The sequence below is a fragment of the Pseudomonas sp. GV071 genome (assembly GCF_003050835.1).
Classification (GTDB): Bacteria; Pseudomonadota; Gammaproteobacteria; order Pseudomonadales; family Pseudomonadaceae; genus Aquipseudomonas.
The window spans coordinates 354,344-370,310 of record NZ_QAOJ01000004.1 but is presented as its reverse complement, the minus strand read 5'-3'; the positions used below and the strand labels follow the sequence as shown (position 1 = coordinate 370,310).

Below are 15,967 nucleotides of genomic sequence, written 5' to 3'. Positions count from 1 at the left end.
AGTCCTTCTATAAGGCCTCGCGATTCTAGAGATCGCGATGACGAACCTGGATGTTTTTCAGGGTTTTTTTCAGTTCTTTGCCCAGCCGATCCGCCAGGTATACCGAGCGATGGTGGCCGCCGGTACAGCCAATGGCGACGGTCACATAGGAGCGGTTGCTGGCAGCGATGCGTGGCAGCCACTTGTGCAGATAGGCGTAAATATCGTCGTACATTTCCTGCACGTCCGGCTGCTCTTGCAGGTACTCGGCGACCACTGTGTCCAACCCGGAGTGCTCGCGCAGTTCGGGCTTCCAATAAGGGTTGGGCAGGCAGCGCACATCGAACACCAAGTCGGCATCCACCGGCATGCCGCGCTTGAAGCCGAACGACTCAACCAGAAACGCGGTGCCCGGTTCGGGCTTGTTCAACAGGCGTAGCTTGAGGGTGTCGCGAAGCTGATAGAGGTTCAGATGGGTGGTGTCGATCTTCAGGTCAGCCAGGTCAGTGATCGGGCTGAGCAGCAAGCTTTCATCGTGGATGGCTTCGGCCAGCGAGCGCTCGTCGCTGGTCAGCGGGTGACGGCGACGGGTTTCGGAGAAGCGCTTGAGCAGGGTTTCGTCATCGGCATCCAGGTACAGCACATCGCACTGAATGTGACGGGCGCGTACTTCGGCGAGCAGTTCGGGAAAACGTTTGAGCTGGCTGGGCAGGTTCCGCGCATCGATGGACACGGCCACCAACGGTTGCAGCAATTCGGTGTGCAGCAAGGAGCGTTCGGCCAGCTCGGGCAGGAGCCCGGCGGGCAGGTTATCGATGCAGTAGAAGCCGTTGTCTTCAAGCACATCCAACGCTGTGCTCTTACCTGAACCGGACCGGCCACTGACGATGATCAAACGCATGCACAGTCACCCGTTCGCCTAGCGGCCGTTTTGTACGTCTACGACAACCTGGTAAAGACGTTCGCTGGTGGGGGCGTGGCGCAGTTGCTCACGAACTTCGCTGCGGTCGAGCATGCTGGCGATCTGGCGCAACAGCTCCAGGTGTTCATCGGTGGCGGCTTCAGGAACCAGCAGCACGAACAGCAGATCGACCGGAGCACCGTCGATGGCGTCGAAGTCGACAGCCGAGTCGAGGCGCAACAGGGCGCTGATCGGTGCGGTGCAGCCGGGCAGGCGGCAATGGGGAATGGCGATGCCATTGCCAAAGCCGGTGGAGCCCAGTTTTTCACGGGCCACCAGGCTTTCGAAAATGTCTTGTCCATCCAGGTCCGGCAATTCACGGGCGACCAGGTTGGCAATTTGTTCGAGTACACGCTTTTTGCTGCCGCCCGGCACGCCCACAAGGGAGCGGCCGGGGGTCAGGATATTTTCAAGTCGAATCATGGGTTGGGTTGGTGTCAGCGGGCTGTGGCGCCTTGCAGGCGACCCAGCTGCTTTTCCTTATGTTTGATAAGTTGGCGGTCGAGTTTGTCGGTGAGTAGATCGATGGCTGCGTACATGTCGTCATGTTCGGCGTTGGCGACCACTTCGCCCCCGGCGATGTGCAAAGTCGCTTCGATTTTCTGCTTGAGCTTCTCGACCTCCATGGTCACTTGCACGTTGGTGATCTTGTCGAAGTGGCGTTCCAATCGACTGAGTTTCTCGTCGATATAGTCGCGTAGGGCGTCGGTCACATCCAGCTGATGTCCACTGATGTTGACTTGCATACCGCTTTCTCCTTATTGCCGTGTGTAAGAGACAAGCTAACGGGCTTGTCGCCGGAACACTTTGGCCTTGGATCAGTGTAGCCGTCTTGCCAGAGCAGGGTTTGTGGCAGCTGCCGGAACAAACCCTGAATAACTTTTACATCAGTCGCTTACGTTCACTGGAGGGCGCTATCCCGAGGGATTCGCGGTACTTGGCGACTGTGCGACGGGCTACCTGAATGCCCTGTGCCTCCAGTAAACCAGCGATCTTGCTGTCACTCAACGGCTTTTTCGCATTTTCCGCCGCAACCAGTTTTTTGATGATTGCGCGGATCGCTGTGGACGAGCATTCGCCGCCTTCTGAGGTACTGACGTGGCTGGAGAAGAAGTACTTCAGCTCGTAAATACCGCGCGGGGTGTGCATGAATTTCTGCGTGGTAACGCGCGAGATGGTCGATTCGTGCATGCCCACCGCTTCGGCGATGTCATGCAATACCAGCGGCTTCATCGCTTCGTCGCCGTAGTCGAGGAAACCACGCTGGTGTTCGACGATCTGGCTGGCCACTTTCATCAGCGTTTCGTTGCGGCTCTGCAGGCTCTTGATGAACCAGCGGGCTTCTTGCAACTGATTGCGCATGAAGGTGTTGTCGGCGCTGGAGTCGGCGCGGCGGACGAAGCCTGCGTATTGCGGGTTGACGCGCAAACGCGGCATGGCTTCCTGGTTCAGCTCCACCAGCCAGCGGTCGTTGTGCTTGCGCACGATCACGTCCGGCACCACGTACTCAGGCTCGCTCGCTTCGATCTGCGAGCCCGGGCGCGGGTTGAGGCTTTGAATCAATTCGATGACCTGGCGCAGCTCGTCTTCCTTGAGCTTCATGCGGCGCATCAGTTGGCTGTAGTCGCGGCCGCCAAGCAGGTCGAGGTAGTCGCCAGCCAGGCGCTGGGCCTCGCTCAGCCACGGGGTTTTCGCGGGCAGCTGACGCAGTTGCAGCAGCAGGCATTCGCGCAGGTCTCGCGCGCCAATGCCGGAGGGTTCGAACTGTTGAATGCGGTGCAGCACGGCTTCGACTTCGTCCAGCTCGATATCGAGCTCAGGGTCGAAGGCGTCGAGCACTTCTTCGAGGGTTTCTTCCAGGTAACCCTGGTCGTTGATGCAGTCGATCAGGGTGACGGCAATCAGCCGGTCCTTGTCGGACATCGGCGCCAGGTTGAGCTGCCAGAGCATGTGGCTTTGCAGGCTTTCGCCGGCCGAGGTGCGGGTGGTGAAGTCCCACTCGTCATCGTCGTTGGAGGGCAGGCTGCTGGCGCTGGTCTGGTAAATGTCTTCCCAGGCGGTGTCGACTGGAAGCTCATTGGGAATGCGTTCGTTCCATTCGCCTTCTTCCAGGTTGTCGACGGTAGGCGCCGAGGTTTCCTGGTAGCTGGTGTCCTGATACGACTCTTCGCTGTTGGGCGCAGGCGGCGCGCTTTCGGCACCATCGGCCAGCGGGTCGCTGTTGTCGAAGTCCTCGCCTTCTTCCTGGCGTTCGAGCATGGGATTGGACTCCAGCGCCTCTTGGATCTCTTGTTGCAGATCCAGGGTGGACAGTTGGAGTAAGCGGATGGCTTGTTGCAGCTGCGGTGTCATCGTCAGCTGCTGGCCCATTTTTAGGACGAGCGATGGTTTCATGGAGGGGGCTTAAGACCTTATTCGCCGGCGCATACGCGCTTTCCACAACGAGGGCGCCGAGGCGCCACCAGGAAGCAAATTATATGCCTATGTTTGAGGGGTTTGCCTAGTCCTCAATCGAACTCTGTAGTGCGTGTCCGAAATACACTACAGACGGGTACTGCAGGCGTCCTTTACAGGCGGAACTCGTGACCCAGATAAACCTCTTTCACCAACTGGTTGGCGAGGATGGTTTCAGCGTCGCCTTCGGCAATCAACTGGCCGTCGTTGACGATATACGCGGTCTCGCAGATATCCAGAGTTTCACGCACGTTGTGGTCGGTGATCAGCACGCCAATGCCTTTGGCCTTGAGGTGATGAATGATCTGTTTGATATCGCCAACGGAAATCGGGTCAACGCCGGCGAAGGGTTCATCCAGCAGGATGAATTTCGGTGCAGTGGCCAGGGCGCGAGCGATTTCCACTCGGCGACGTTCACCGCCGGACAGGCTCATGCCGAGGTTGTCGCGAATGTGGCTGATGTGGAATTCCTGCAGCAGGCTTTCCAGCTCCTTGCGCCGACCTGCGCTGTCGAGCTCCTTTCGGGTCTCGAGAATGGCCATGATGTTGTCCGCCACCGACAGCTTGCGGAAGATCGAGGCTTCCTGCGGCAGGTAGCCGATGCCGGCGCGTGCGCGGCCGTGCATGGGCAGGTGGGTGACGTCCTGCTGGTCGATCAGCACACGGCCCTGATCGGCATTCACCAGGCCGACGATCATGTAGAAGCACGTGGTCTTGCCGGCGCCGTTCGGGCCGAGCAAACCAACGATCTGACCGCTTTCGATCGACAGACTGACATCACGAACCACCTGGCGGCCTTTGTAGGCTTTGGCCAGGTGCTGGGCTTTGAGAATCGCCATTACTGCGCCTGCTGGTTGGCTGGTGGGGCGCCAGCGGGTTTGTTCTTGGGCTGGATGACCATGTCGATGCGTGGGCGCGGGGTGGTCACGTTGGAGCCATTGGCGCGGCCGGCGTTGACGATCTGGCGCTGGGTGTCATAGACGATTTTCTCGCCTTCGAAGGTGTTGCCTTCCTGAATCACCTTGGCCTGATCGATCAGCACGATGCGGTCTTTGGCGGCGAAATACTGGATGGTCAGGCCATAGGCTTTGACGATCTCTTTATCCACGGCCGGTTTTTGTTCGTAGTAGGCCGGGGTGCCGACTGCGGTGAAAACCTCGATATCACCTTGCGGGTTTTGCGTGATGGTCACCGTGTGGCCGGTGATTTTCATGCTGCCCTGGGTGATCACTACGTCGCCGCGGTAAACCGCTACGCCCTGTTTATCATCGAGTTCGGCGCTGTCGGCCTGAACCCGAATCGGTTGCTCACGGTCGGTGGGCAGGGCCCAGGCGCTGGAGCTGGCAATCGCTGCGCCCAAGCTCAGGAGCAGGGACAGGGTGTGCAGGGAAAATTGGTTAACGAACCTCATGCTGGCCTCTTACGTTGGACAGCAGGAGCACCCGGCTGTCTTTCAAATACGCTTTCATTCCATTAGCCGTGGTCACTCCATTGGCGGCCTCGATTCTAACGGCTTGCTGGGTCTGCGCAAATTCCTTGTCCGGGAACACGGTCATGCGACTGCTGGTAATGATGGTGGGACGGTTCTTTTCATCGGTGCGAGCGATGCGCACGTTGTCGATCAGTTCAACCTCGCTGCCGCCTGGCGCCACTTCGCCGCGCTCGCTCTGGATATGCCAGGGCAGGTCGGAGGTGTCGCGGTACAGCAGCAGATCGGGTTTGGTGACCAGGCTCTTGTCGCTTTCCTTGAGGTGCTCGACCTTGTCGCTGGTCATTTCGTAATGCAGCTTGCCGTCGGGCTTGAACTCGACGCTCTTGGCATTGATGACGTAGAAGTCCACGGCATTGTCGGCGCTGGCCTGAGGCTTCTGCTCGAGCAGGCTCTCAGGGTTCAGGTTCCAGTAACCGAGGGCAGCGACCAGCAAGGCCGCCAGGCCGAACGATAAGGTAAGTAGCAATTTGCGCAGCATGGTCAGCTCTATAGATAGGCGGCTTGAGCCGCTTCGAGATTGCCCTGGGCTTGCAGGATCAGCTCGCAGAATTCACGGGCGGCACCTTCGCCGCCACGTGCGTGGGTCACACCATCGGCGTGTTGGCGGACAAAGTCATTGGCGTTGGCGACAGCCATGCCCAGGCCCGCGCGACGAATCGCCGGGAGGTCAGGCAGGTCGTCACCCAGGTAAGCAACGTGCTCATAGCTTAGGCCGAGTTCGGCCAGAAGCTCATCAAGAACCACCAGCTTGTCTTCGCGGCCTTGATACAAATGATGAATGCCGAGGTTTTGCGCGCGACGTTCAACCACCGGGGAAGAGCGCCCGGTGATGATCGCGGTGCGCACGCCCGAGTTGATCAGCATCTTGATGCCTTGACCGTCCAGAGTGCTGAACGTCTTGAACTCGCCGCCATCGGGCAGGAAGTAGATCTTGCCGTCGGTGAGTACGCCGTCAACATCAAACACTGCCAGCTTGATCGCCTTGCCGCGTTGCAACAGGTCGCTACTCATCACATCACTCCGGCGCGCAGAAGGTCGCCCAGGTTGAAGGCACCGATCGGGTGGTCGTTTTCATCGACCACGATCAGCGCGCCGATCTTGTGGTCTTCCATGATCTTCAAGGCTTCGGCAGCGAGCATGTCCGGGCGTGCGGTCTTGCCGTGCACGGTCATCACTTCGTCGATGGTGGCCGAGCGAATGTCGAGGTCGCGGTCCAGGGTGCGGCGCAAATCGCCGTCGGTGAAGATTCCGGCCAGACGCCCATCGGCTTCCAGTACGGCGGTCATGCCCAGGCCCTTGCGGGTCATTTCCATCAGCGCGTCGCGCAGCAGGGTACCGCGTTGCACCTTGGGCAATTGCTCGCCGCTGTGCATCACGTTTTCCACTTTCAGAAGTAGACGACGGCCGAGGGCGCCGCCCGGGTGGGAAAAGGCGAAGTCTTCAGCGGTAAAACCACGGGCTTCCAGTAGGGCGATGGCCAGGGCGTCGCCGAGGACCAGGGAAGCGGTGGTGGAGGAGGTAGGTGCCAAGTTCAGCGGGCAGGCTTCTTGCGCCACGCGGGCGTCAAGGTTGACCTCGGCGGCTTTGGCCAGCGGTGAATCGGGGTTGCCCGTCATGCTGATCAGGGTGATACCCAGGCGTTTGATCAGCGGCAGCAGGGTGACGATTTCGGCGGTAGAGCCTGAGTTGGACAGGGCCAGCACCACGTCATCACGCGTGATCATGCCCATGTCGCCATGGCTGGCTTCGGCCGGATGGACGAAAAACGAGGTAGTGCCGGTGCTCGCCAGGGTCGCGGCAATCTTGTTGCCGATGTGCCCGGACTTGCCCATGCCGACCACAACCACACGGCCTTTGCTGGCCAGAATCAGTTCGCAGGCTTTCACGAAAGCCGCGTCAATACGGGGGAGTAAGCCTTCCACCGCTTCGATTTCAAGGCGCACGGTGCGCAGTGCCGATTGGATCAAGTCGTTGGTCTGGTTCATAACTAATAGACAAGGGCCGCGTGAAAAGGCGGGGATTATAGCGGCAAAGCCGTTCTGGCTCACCCTTGAATGTAGGCGTGCTTCGTCACAAGCCGGTAATCCCGTTTTTGCTCGCCCTGTAACACCTTTGCCGGTTTCCACCTTGGGCGCGGCCGGATGCCAGTGATATAGTTGCCGCCCTATCCGGCATGTTCACTCCTGTGGTGTCCCCACCGTGAGACATGGCGTCTGATAGGCGGCTGTACCAAGGAGTTCAGATGAGTGCCGATCACGCCTACGCGGTCGAGCTGAAGGGCGTGTCCTTCATGCGCGGTTCGCGCAGCATTTTCAAGAATGTCGATATTTCCATCCCGCGCGGCAAGGTCACCGGCATCATGGGACCGTCTGGCAGTGGTAAAACCACGTTGCTGCGGTTGATGGGTGCCCAACTGCGGCCCGCCAGCGGCCAGGTGTTGGTCAACGGCCAGAACCTGCCCGAGCTGTCGCGCAGCGATCTGTTCGATATGCGCAAACAAATGGGCGTGCTGTTTCAGAGCGGCGCACTGTTCACCGATCTCGATGTGTTCGAGAACGTGGCCTTCCCCCTGCGCGTGCACACCGAATTACCCGAAGACATGATCCGCGACATTGTCCTGATGAAGCTGCAGGCCGTTGGCTTGCGCGGCGCCATCGAACTGATGCCGGACGAACTGTCGGGCGGCATGAAACGCCGCGTGGCCCTGGCCCGTGCCATCGCGCTGGACCCGCAGATTCTCATGTACGACGAACCCTTCGTGGGCCAGGACCCGATTGCCATGGGCATCCTGGTGCGCCTGATCCGTCTGCTCAATGATGCCCTGGGCATCACCAGCATCGTGGTGTCCCACGACCTCGCCGAAACCGCCAGCATCGCCGACTACCTTTATGTAGTAGGCGACACGCAAGTGCTCGGCCACGGCACGCCCAAGGAATTGATGGAGTCGGACAATCCGCGCATCCGCCAATTCATGAAGGGCATCGCCGACGGTCCGGTGCCGTTCCATTTCCCGGCTGCGGACTACCGCGACGACCTGTTGGGAGCGCGTTGATGCGCAGAAAATCCATCGGCGAACGTATTCGCCTGCTCGGCCGCGCGGGCATCGACACCGTCGGTGCACTCGGCAGCTCCACTGTATTTCTGTTCCGCGCCTTGTTCGGCACCGGCAATGTCGGTAACGGCTTTGGTCATTTATTGATCAAGCAGCTGTTTTCCGTGGGCGTCATGTCGCTGGTGATCATCGTCGTGTCCGGCTTGTTCATCGGCATGGTGCTTGCGCTGCAAGGCTTCAACATTCTTTCCAGCTATGGCTCGGAGCAGGCGGTGGGGCAGATGGTCGCCCTGACCTTGCTGCGTGAGCTCGGCCCGGTGGTGACTGCGCTGTTGTTCGCTGGCCGTGCCGGTTCGGCGCTGACCGCCGAGATCGGCAACATGAAGTCCACGGAGCAGCTTTCCAGCCTGGAAATGATTGGCGTCGACCCGCTCAAATACATCATCGCCCCGCGCCTCTGGGCCGGCTTTATTTCGCTGCCGTTGTTGACCATGATCTTTTGCGTGGTGGGCATCTGGGGTGGCGCCATGGTCGCGGTGGACTGGCTGGGTGTGTACGAAGGGTCGTTCTGGGCCAACATGCAGAACAGCGTGTCGTTCGAGAAGGATGTGCTCAACGGCCTGATCAAAAGTATCGTATTTGCCTTTGTAGTGACCTGGATCGCCGTGTTCCAGGGGTATGACTGTGAGCCCACGTCCGAGGGGATCAGTCGCGCTACCACCAAAACAGTGGTTTATGCCTCGCTTGCCGTGCTGGGCCTGGACTTCATCTTGACCGCCTTGATGTTTGGAGACTTCTGATGCAAAACCGCACCCTGGAAATTGGTGTCGGCCTGTTCCTCTTGGCCGGTCTGTTGGCCTTGCTGCTGCTGGCGTTGCGGGTAAGCGGCCTGACGGTTGGCGCGGGGCAGGACACCTATAAGCTGTACGCCAACTTCGACAACCTGGCCGGTCTCACCGTGCGCGCCAAGGTCACCATGGCTGGCGTCGGCATCGGCAAAGTCACTGCCATCGACCTGGATCGCGACACCTTTACCGGGCGCGTGACCATGGAGCTGGAAAAGCGCGTGGATAACCTGCCGGTGGACTCCACCGCGTCTATCCTCACCGCTGGCCTGCTGGGCGAGAAGTACATCGGCATCAGTGTTGGCGGCGACGAAGCGCTGCTCAAGGATGGCGGAACCATTCACGACACCCAGTCGTCGTTAGTACTGGAAGACTTGATCGGCAAGTTCCTGATCAACTCGGTTAATAAAGAATCCAAGTGAGGAATACAGGCATGTTTAGCGCTCTGCGTCGCAGTTTGCTGGTGTTGTTGGCGGTTTTTCCTCTGGTTGCCAGCGCCGGTCCAGCCGCTCAGGAAATCGTGCAGAAAACCACTGACGAACTGTTGAGCGACCTCAAGGCAAACAAGGATGCCTATAAGGCCGACCCGCAGAAGTTCTACGACTCGCTGAACCGCATCATCGGCCCGGTCGTGGACGCTGACGGCATTTCGCGCAGCATCATGACGGTCAAATATTCGCGCAACGCCACCCCGGCGCAGATGAAACGTTTCGAAGAAAACTTCAAACGCAGCCTGATGGAGTTCTACGGCAACGCCTTGCTGGAGTACAACAATCAGGACATCCGCGTGCTGCCGAGCAATGGCAAGCAGTCCGACCCGGACCGCACCAGCGTCAATATGGAAGTGCGTGACACCAAAGGCACCGTGTACCCGGTCAACTACACCATGACCCTGGTCAACGGCGAGTGGATGCTGCGTAACGTCACCATCAACGGCATCAACATCGGCAAGCTGTTCCGTGACCAGTTCGCCGACGCCATGCAGAAAAATGGCAACGACCTGGACAAGACCATCGACGGCTGGGCCCAGGTTGTCGCCAACGCCAAGAACACCGACGAAGGGCAGAAGGCTGCGGGTCATGACGACTGATAGCGTGGTTCGCCAACAGGCTGACGGTGTCTTGCAGTTGGTCGGCGTGCTGGATTTTCGTACCGGTGCCGCCCTGCGTGATGAAGGCGAGAAGCTGATTCGCGCGAGCAGCGCTACCACGGTGGTAGTCGACTGCACCGCGGTCGAGCACTCCAGCAGTGTTGGCCTGTCGCTGCTGTTGGCCTACATGCGCGTGGCCCAGCAGGCGGGCAAAACCCTGTCGGTGCGTGCGCTGCCAGTGGAAATGCGGCAGATTGCCGAAGTGTCGGGTTTGTTGGAAATTTTGCCGTTACAGGCGTAAAGCTGCCGCTTTCAAGCGCCAGCCAGGAAAAATCGTAGGCCCTCTGTCAGTGTTCCGCATTCCGGGGTTCGCAGGCGGAGGGCTTTTTTGTATCATGGCCGACCCGCGCGCGTAGGGCGCCGATCGAGGTTTAGCATGCAGGCCGTAGAAGTAAAAAGCCTCCTTGAGGAAAAGCTGTCCGATACCGAGGTCAACGTGGAAGGCGAAGGCTGTAATTTCCAGTTGAACGTCATCAGTGATGAGTTGGCAGGCATGAGCCCGGTCAAGCGTCAGCAGCAGGTCTATGCCCACCTCAACCCGTGGATCGCCGATGGCAGCATTCACGCGGTTACCATGAAATTCTTCAGCCGCGCCGCTTGGGCCGAGCGTTCCTAAGCCCACGGGCGACGAGACTTCTAATGGATAAATTGATTATTACCGGCGGCGTTTGCCTGAATGGCGAAATCCGCATCTCCGGGGCGAAGAACTCCGCCCTGCCGATTCTGGCCGCAACCTTGCTGGCCGATGCACCGGTTACCGTGTGCAACCTGCCGCACCTGCACGACATCACCACCATGATCGAGCTGTTCGGTCGCATGGGCATTGAGCCGGTGATCGACGAGAAGCTCAGCGTTGAAGTTGACGCTCGCGCCATCAAGACCCTGGTCGCACCGTACGAGCTGGTGAAAACCATGCGTGCCTCGATCCTGGTGCTCGGCCCGATGGTCGCCCGTTTCGGTGAAGCCGAAGTGGCCCTGCCTGGCGGTTGCGCCATCGGTTCGCGTCCGGTCGATTTGCACATCCGTGGCCTGGAAGCCATGGGCGCGATCATCGACGTCGAAGGCGGCTACATCAAAGCCAAGGCGCCTGAAGGCGGCCTGCGCGGTGCGCACTTCTTCTTCGATACCGTCAGCGTGACCGGTACCGAGAACATCATGATGGCCGCCACCCTGGCCAAAGGCCGCAGCGTGCTGGAAAACGCCGCGCGCGAGCCGGAAGTGGTCGACCTGGCTAACTGCCTGATCGCCATGGGCGCAAAAATCACCGGTGCCGGCACCGACACCATCACCATCGATGGCGTTGAACGTCTTGGCGGCGCGCGTTACAGCGTGATGCCTGACCGCATCGAAACCGGCACCTACCTGGTCGCCGCTGCTGCCACCGGCGGCAAGGTGAAGCTGAAAGACACCGATCCGACCATCCTCGAAGCGGTACTGCTGAAACTGCAGGAAGCCGGCGCGGAAATCACCACCGGTCCGGACTGGATCGAGCTGGATATGAAAGGCAAACGTCCGAAGGCCGTAAACCTGCGTACTGCTCCGTACCCGGCATTCCCTACCGACATGCAGGCGCAGTTCATCGCCCTCAACGCCATTGCCGAAGGCACTGGCGCGGTGATCGAGACCGTGTTCGAAAACCGCTTCATGCATGTGTATGAAATGACCCGCATGGGCGCGCAGATTCAGGTCGAGGGCAACACCGCCATCGTCACCGGCACCCAGACCCTGAAAGGCGCGCCAGTAATGGCCACCGACCTGCGTGCATCGGCCAGCCTGGTGATCTCGGCCCTGGTGGCCGAAGGCGACACCCTGATAGACCGCATCTACCACATCGACCGTGGTTACGAGTGCATCGAAGAAAAACTGCAGTTGCTGGGCGCGAAGATTCGTCGCGTACCGGGCTAGTACGGTCAGGCCTGCCCGGCAGTTTGCCGGGCAGGCCACGCCACCGCTGGAAACCAGGTTTTAAGGACACATCGCGCCATGTTGACCATCGCCTTATCCAAAGGCCGCATTCTTGACGACACCCTGCCATTGCTGGCCAAGGCGGGGATCGTGCCGACTGAAAACCCGGACAAAAGCCGCAAGCTGATCATCCCCACCACCCAGGACGACGTGCGTTTGCTGATCGTGCGCGCCACCGACGTGCCGACCTATGTCGAACACGGCGCGGCCGACCTCGGTGTGGCGGGCAAAGACGTGCTGCTGGAATACGGTGGCCAGGGCCTGTACGAGCCTCTGGACCTGCAAATTGCTCGCTGCAAACTGATGACCGCTGGCGCCGTAGGTGTGCCGGAGCCCAAAGGCCGCCTGCGGGTTGCCACCAAGTTCGTCAACGTGGCCAAGCGTTACTACGCCGAACAGGGACGTCAGGTAGAAGTGATCAAACTCTACGGTTCCATGGAGCTGGCACCGCTGGTTGGCCTGGCCGACAAGATCATCGACGTCGTCGACACCGGTAACACCCTCAAGGCTAATGGTCTGGAAGCCCAGGAGCTGATCGCCCACATCAGCTCCCGCCTGATCGTCAACAAAGCCTCGATGAAGATGCAGCACAAGCGCATCCAGGCCTTGATCGATACCCTGCGCGACGCAGTGGAAGCGAACCATCGAGGCTAAACCTCATTGTGCGTGACCATCGGTCACGCCTGCCTATCTCTGTCATAGCCATTTTTTCTCGGGCGTCCACAGGGTTGGCTTGGTAGCCTAGCGACGCTCGAGAACCGGTAAAGCCCAAGGGGCTTTGCCGTTCCGAATGTCCATGACTATCACGAGGCCCGTTATGACTGCTCCTATCGCCATCCGCCGACTCAATGCCGCTGACCAGGACTTTGCCAAGCATCTGGATCATCTGCTGAGCTGGGAAAGCGTGTCGGACGACGGCGTCAACGAGCGCGTACTGGACATCATCAAGAACGTCCGTGAGCGTGGCGACGCGGCCCTGGTGGAATACACCCAGCGTTTCGATGGCCTGACCGTCAAAAGCATGGCCGACCTGATCCTGCCGCGTGAGCGCCTGGAACTGGCCTTGACCCGCATCACCCCGGCCCAACGCGACGCCCTTGAAGTAGCGGCCGAGCGGGTGCGCAGCTACCACGAAAAACAGAAACAGGATTCCTGGACCTATACCGAGGCCGACGGCACCGTGCTGGGCCAGAAGGTCACGCCGCTGGATCGCGCCGGTCTGTACGTGCCTGGCGGCAAGGCGTCGTACCCGTCGTCGGTACTGATGAACGCCATTCCGGCCAAGGTCGCCGGCGTGCCGGAAGTGGTCATGGTGGTGCCGACCCCGCGTGGCGAAATCAATGAAATCGTCCTGGCCGCGGCCTGCATCGCCGGCGTCGACCGGGTGTTCACCATTGGTGGTGCCCAGGCCGTAGCCGCCCTGGCCTATGGCACCGAAAGCATGCCGCTGGTGGACAAGATCGTCGGCCCCGGCAACATCTATGTCGCTACCGCCAAGCGCCATGTGTTTGGCAAAGTCGGCATCGACATGATCGCGGGCCCCTCGGAGATCTTGGTGGTATGTGATGGCCAGACCGACCCGGACTGGATCGCCATGGACCTGTTCTCCCAGGCCGAGCACGACGAAGACGCCCAGTCGATTCTGCTCAGCCCGGACGCCGAGTTCCTCGACAAGGTGGCTGCCAGCATCTCCAAGCTGCTGCCGACCATGGAGCGCGAAGCGATTATCCGCACCTCGATGGAAACCCGTGGCGCGCTGATTCTGGTCAAGGACATGCAGCAGGCCATCGACGTCGCCAACCGCATCGCTCCGGAACACTTGGAATTGTCGGTGGCTGACCCGGACGCCTGGCTGCCACAGATTCGCCACGCGGGCGCGATCTTTATGGGCCGCTACACCGCCGAAGCCCTGGGCGACTACTGCGCCGGGCCGAACCACGTGCTGCCAACCTCCGGCACCGCGCGGTTTTCCTCGCCACTGGGCGTGTACGACTTCCAGAAACGTTCGTCGATCATTCATTGCTCGGCCGACGGTGCATCGGAGCTGGGTAAAAGTGCCTCGGTGCTGGCCCGTGGCGAGTCGCTGACCGCCCACGCCCGCAGCGCCGAATACCGCATCAAAAACTAAGTGACCGGCCGCGCATCCGCGGCCGATGGAACACCCACGTATTCGAGGAGAGAAGGGCAATGAGCAAATTTTGGAGCCCCTTCGTCAAAGACCTGGTGCCTTACGTACCCGGCGAGCAGCCCAAGTTGAACAATCTGGTCAAGCTCAACACCAACGAAAACCCTTATGGCCCGTCGCCCAAGGCGATTGCCGCGATGCAGGCCGAGCTCAACGACAACCTGCGTCTGTACCCGGACCCCAACGGCGAGCGCCTGAAGAACGCGGTGGCCGAGTACTACGGCGTGCAGCCGGCCCAGGTGTTCGTAGGCAACGGTTCGGACGAGGTACTGGCCCACGCCTTCCACGGCCTGTTCCAACACGGCAAACCGCTGCTGTTCCCGGATATCAGCTACAGCTTCTACCCGGTGTACTGCGGCCTGTACGGCATCCCATTCGACGCGGTGCCGCTGGATGAGCAGTTCCAGATTCGCCCGCAGGATTACGCCAAACCCAACGGCGGCATCATTTTCCCCAACCCCAACGCGCCGACTGGCTGCGTGCTGGCGCTGGAGGCCATTGAGCAGATCCTGCAGGCCAACCCTGATAGCGTGGTGCTGGTGGACGAAGCCTATATCGACTTTGGCGGCGAGACGGCCATCGGCCTGGTGGATCGTTATCCGAACCTGCTGGTGTGCCAGACCTTGTCCAAATCCCGTTCGCTGGCCGGCCTGCGCGTGGGTTTTGCGGTCGGCCATCCGGACCTGATCGAGGCGCTTGAGCGGATCAAGAACAGCTTCAACTCCTACCCGCTGGACCGCGCCGCGATTGCTGGCGCCGCCGCTGCCTTCGAAGACAAAGCGTACTTCCAGCAAACCTGCCAGGCCGTGATCGACAGTCGCGAGAAGCTGGTGGCCGAGATGACCGCACTGGGTTTTGAGGTGCTGCCGTCGGGCGCCAACTTCATCTTTGCCCGCCACCCGGGCAAAGATGCGGCGACGCTGGCCGCCGGCCTGCGTGAGCAAAGCGTGATCGTGCGCCACTTCAACAAGCCGCGTATCGCGCAGTTCCTGCGGATTACCATCGGTAATCCGGAGCAGAACCAGGCGTTGGTGGATGCACTGAAGCAGCTGTGATCTTTGCCTGAATAAAAAAGCCCCGGTAGGAGCGGCTTCAGCCGCGATGCTTTTGATGTTAAGAGCATCGCGGCTGAAGCCGCTCCTACAGGTGGGGATGGCCCGGGATTATTCCTCGTGGCTGCTGCCAATAAAACTCAGCGAAGTAAACAACCCGCGCTCATCGATATCTGCATCATCACTCACCGGCACACTGGTCTCGGCAGCGATGATGTTCAGCCCTTCATTACGCACCACCACCTGCGCCTCACCATTGCTATCGGTGGTGGCGCTGACGGTAGACGGTGCGCTGCGGTAATCGCCGATCAGCTTGAGGCCGGAGACCGGTTTGCCGTCCAGCAGCACCTGTACCCGCAGCGGTTTGCCCGGGCCGACTTGCAGCGGGTCCTGCAACGGCTTGATCAGCAACTTGAGCATGCTGAGGTCTGGCAAGCGGGCACCTTCCTTATAGATGGCCAGGCTGTATTTCCAGGTGTGCAGGGCATGCACGGCATTCGGTACCTGCGAGCGACCCTGGTTGATCCACTTGTTGTCCGGCGTTTGCGACCAGGCGCCGTTATCGAGGGCCACCGCCAGACTGGCGGGTGCGCTCGCCGGGTGCAGGCGGGCGTGGTCGTCGAGGCGTTCGATGTTGACGGTGATGGGCTGGCCCTGAGTATCGAACGCCCAGGCGTTGCTGACTTTCGCGGCCTTGAAGGCGTCGTCTTCGGCGCCGTGGCCGTACACAACCTCGATATTGCCGCGGCGTTGTTCGGTCCACAGGCCATGGGCCTGCACTTCCAGGGTGAACAGGGCGGCGATCAGCAGCAGGTGAAGTTTGGGCATGGTT

20 protein-coding genes are annotated in these 15,967 nt (G+C 60.2%); 10 read left to right on the top strand and 10 right to left on the bottom strand.

All coding sequences use genetic code 11. From position 1 onward, the window contains the following. Positions 1-25: 25 nt before the first annotated feature. From rapZ to C8K61_RS10385, 9 genes are all read right to left on the bottom strand, one after another. A complete protein-coding gene (gene rapZ / locus C8K61_RS10425) occupies positions 26-880 on the bottom strand; it encodes an RNase adapter RapZ (RefSeq protein WP_108096175.1) in 855 nt (284 codons plus the stop codon). 18 nt (positions 881-898) lie between these two features. Then, a complete protein-coding gene (ptsN, locus tag C8K61_RS10420) occupies positions 899-1,363 on the bottom strand; it encodes a PTS IIA-like nitrogen regulatory protein PtsN (RefSeq protein WP_108096174.1) in 465 nt (154 codons plus the stop codon). A 14-nt stretch (positions 1,364-1,377) separates the two neighbouring features. Beyond that, complete coding sequence (gene hpf, locus C8K61_RS10415; RefSeq protein ID WP_108096173.1) at positions 1,378-1,686, bottom strand: ribosome hibernation-promoting factor, HPF/YfiA family; 309 nt, start codon at positions 1,684-1,686, stop codon at positions 1,378-1,380. 136 nt (positions 1,687-1,822) lie between these two features. Then, positions 1,823-3,334, bottom strand: a complete 1,512-nt coding sequence (locus tag C8K61_RS10410; protein WP_108096172.1) for an RNA polymerase factor sigma-54 — start codon at positions 3,332-3,334, stop codon at positions 1,823-1,825. A gap of 173 nt (positions 3,335-3,507) precedes the next feature. Continuing rightward, positions 3,508-4,233, bottom strand: coding sequence for an LPS export ABC transporter ATP-binding protein (gene lptB / locus C8K61_RS10405; RefSeq protein WP_108096171.1), 726 nt, complete (start codon positions 4,231-4,233; stop codon positions 3,508-3,510). Further along, entirely contained in the window at positions 4,233-4,805 is a 573-nt protein-coding gene (gene lptA / locus C8K61_RS10400; protein WP_108096170.1) for a lipopolysaccharide transport periplasmic protein LptA, read from the bottom strand. The genes lptB and lptA overlap by 1 nt, the downstream gene beginning before the upstream one ends. Further along, positions 4,792-5,364 carry an LPS export ABC transporter periplasmic protein LptC gene (gene lptC, locus C8K61_RS10395; protein WP_108096169.1) on the bottom strand — a complete coding sequence of 191 codons (573 nt, stop codon included), beginning with the start codon at positions 5,362-5,364 and terminating at the stop codon, positions 4,792-4,794. Before lptC ends, lptA begins: the two co-directional genes overlap by 14 nt. 8 nt (positions 5,365-5,372) lie before the next feature. Beyond that, positions 5,373-5,897, bottom strand: coding sequence for an HAD family hydrolase (locus C8K61_RS10390; protein ID WP_108096168.1), 525 nt, complete (start codon positions 5,895-5,897; stop codon positions 5,373-5,375). Next, complete coding sequence (locus C8K61_RS10385) at positions 5,897-6,871, bottom strand: SIS domain-containing protein (protein ID WP_108096167.1); 975 nt, start codon at positions 6,869-6,871, stop codon at positions 5,897-5,899. Before C8K61_RS10385 ends, C8K61_RS10390 begins: the two co-directional genes overlap by 1 nt. Before the next feature lie 257 nt (positions 6,872-7,128). Between C8K61_RS10385 and C8K61_RS10380 the strand changes: the two genes are divergently transcribed. The 10 genes from C8K61_RS10380 to hisC all read left to right on the top strand — a co-directional run bounded on the left by C8K61_RS10380 (position 7,129) and on the right by hisC (position 15,138). Next, positions 7,129-7,938 (top strand): ATP-binding cassette domain-containing protein, encoded by an 810-nt coding sequence (locus C8K61_RS10380; protein ID WP_108096166.1) that lies wholly within the window; start codon positions 7,129-7,131, stop codon positions 7,936-7,938. Further along, complete coding sequence (gene mlaE, locus C8K61_RS10375) at positions 7,938-8,738, top strand: lipid asymmetry maintenance ABC transporter permease subunit MlaE (RefSeq protein WP_108096165.1); 801 nt, start codon at positions 7,938-7,940, stop codon at positions 8,736-8,738. Before C8K61_RS10380 ends, mlaE begins: the two co-directional genes overlap by 1 nt. Further along, positions 8,738-9,205 (top strand): outer membrane lipid asymmetry maintenance protein MlaD, encoded by a 468-nt coding sequence (mlaD, locus tag C8K61_RS10370; RefSeq protein WP_108096164.1) that lies wholly within the window; start codon positions 8,738-8,740, stop codon positions 9,203-9,205. Before mlaE ends, mlaD begins: the two co-directional genes overlap by 1 nt. Before the next feature lie 11 nt (positions 9,206-9,216). Beyond that, the gene (locus tag C8K61_RS10365) at positions 9,217-9,873 is read left to right on the top strand and encodes a phospholipid-binding protein MlaC (RefSeq protein ID WP_108096163.1); all 657 of its coding nucleotides are present in this window, start codon (positions 9,217-9,219) and stop codon (positions 9,871-9,873) included. Beyond that, entirely contained in the window at positions 9,863-10,174 is a 312-nt protein-coding gene (locus C8K61_RS10360) for a lipid asymmetry maintenance protein MlaB (protein WP_108096162.1), read from the top strand. Before C8K61_RS10365 ends, C8K61_RS10360 begins: the two co-directional genes overlap by 11 nt. Positions 10,175-10,309: 135 nt before the next feature. Beyond that, a complete protein-coding gene (locus C8K61_RS10355; protein WP_108096161.1) occupies positions 10,310-10,549 on the top strand; it encodes a BolA family protein in 240 nt (79 codons plus the stop codon). Between the two features lie 23 nt (positions 10,550-10,572). Further along, on the top strand, positions 10,573-11,838 hold the full coding sequence (gene murA / locus C8K61_RS10350; protein ID WP_108096160.1) for a UDP-N-acetylglucosamine 1-carboxyvinyltransferase: 1,266 nt from the start codon (positions 10,573-10,575) through the stop codon (positions 11,836-11,838). A 78-nt stretch (positions 11,839-11,916) separates the two neighbouring features. Further along, positions 11,917-12,552 (top strand): ATP phosphoribosyltransferase, encoded by a 636-nt coding sequence (hisG, locus tag C8K61_RS10345; RefSeq protein ID WP_108096159.1) that lies wholly within the window; start codon positions 11,917-11,919, stop codon positions 12,550-12,552. Positions 12,553-12,715: 163 nt separating this feature from the next. Further along, positions 12,716-14,026, top strand: coding sequence for a histidinol dehydrogenase (gene hisD, locus C8K61_RS10340; protein WP_108096158.1), 1,311 nt, complete (start codon positions 12,716-12,718; stop codon positions 14,024-14,026). Positions 14,027-14,085: 59 nt separating this feature from the next. After that, positions 14,086-15,138 carry a histidinol-phosphate transaminase gene (gene hisC / locus C8K61_RS10335; RefSeq protein ID WP_108096157.1) on the top strand — a complete coding sequence of 351 codons (1,053 nt, stop codon included), beginning with the start codon at positions 14,086-14,088 and terminating at the stop codon, positions 15,136-15,138. A 108-nt stretch (positions 15,139-15,246) separates the two neighbouring features. On the opposite strand, the gene C8K61_RS10330 is transcribed toward hisC, so the two are convergent. After that, positions 15,247-15,963, bottom strand: coding sequence for a DUF4198 domain-containing protein (locus tag C8K61_RS10330; protein ID WP_108096156.1), 717 nt, complete (start codon positions 15,961-15,963; stop codon positions 15,247-15,249). Positions 15,964-15,967 lie beyond the last annotated feature (4 nt).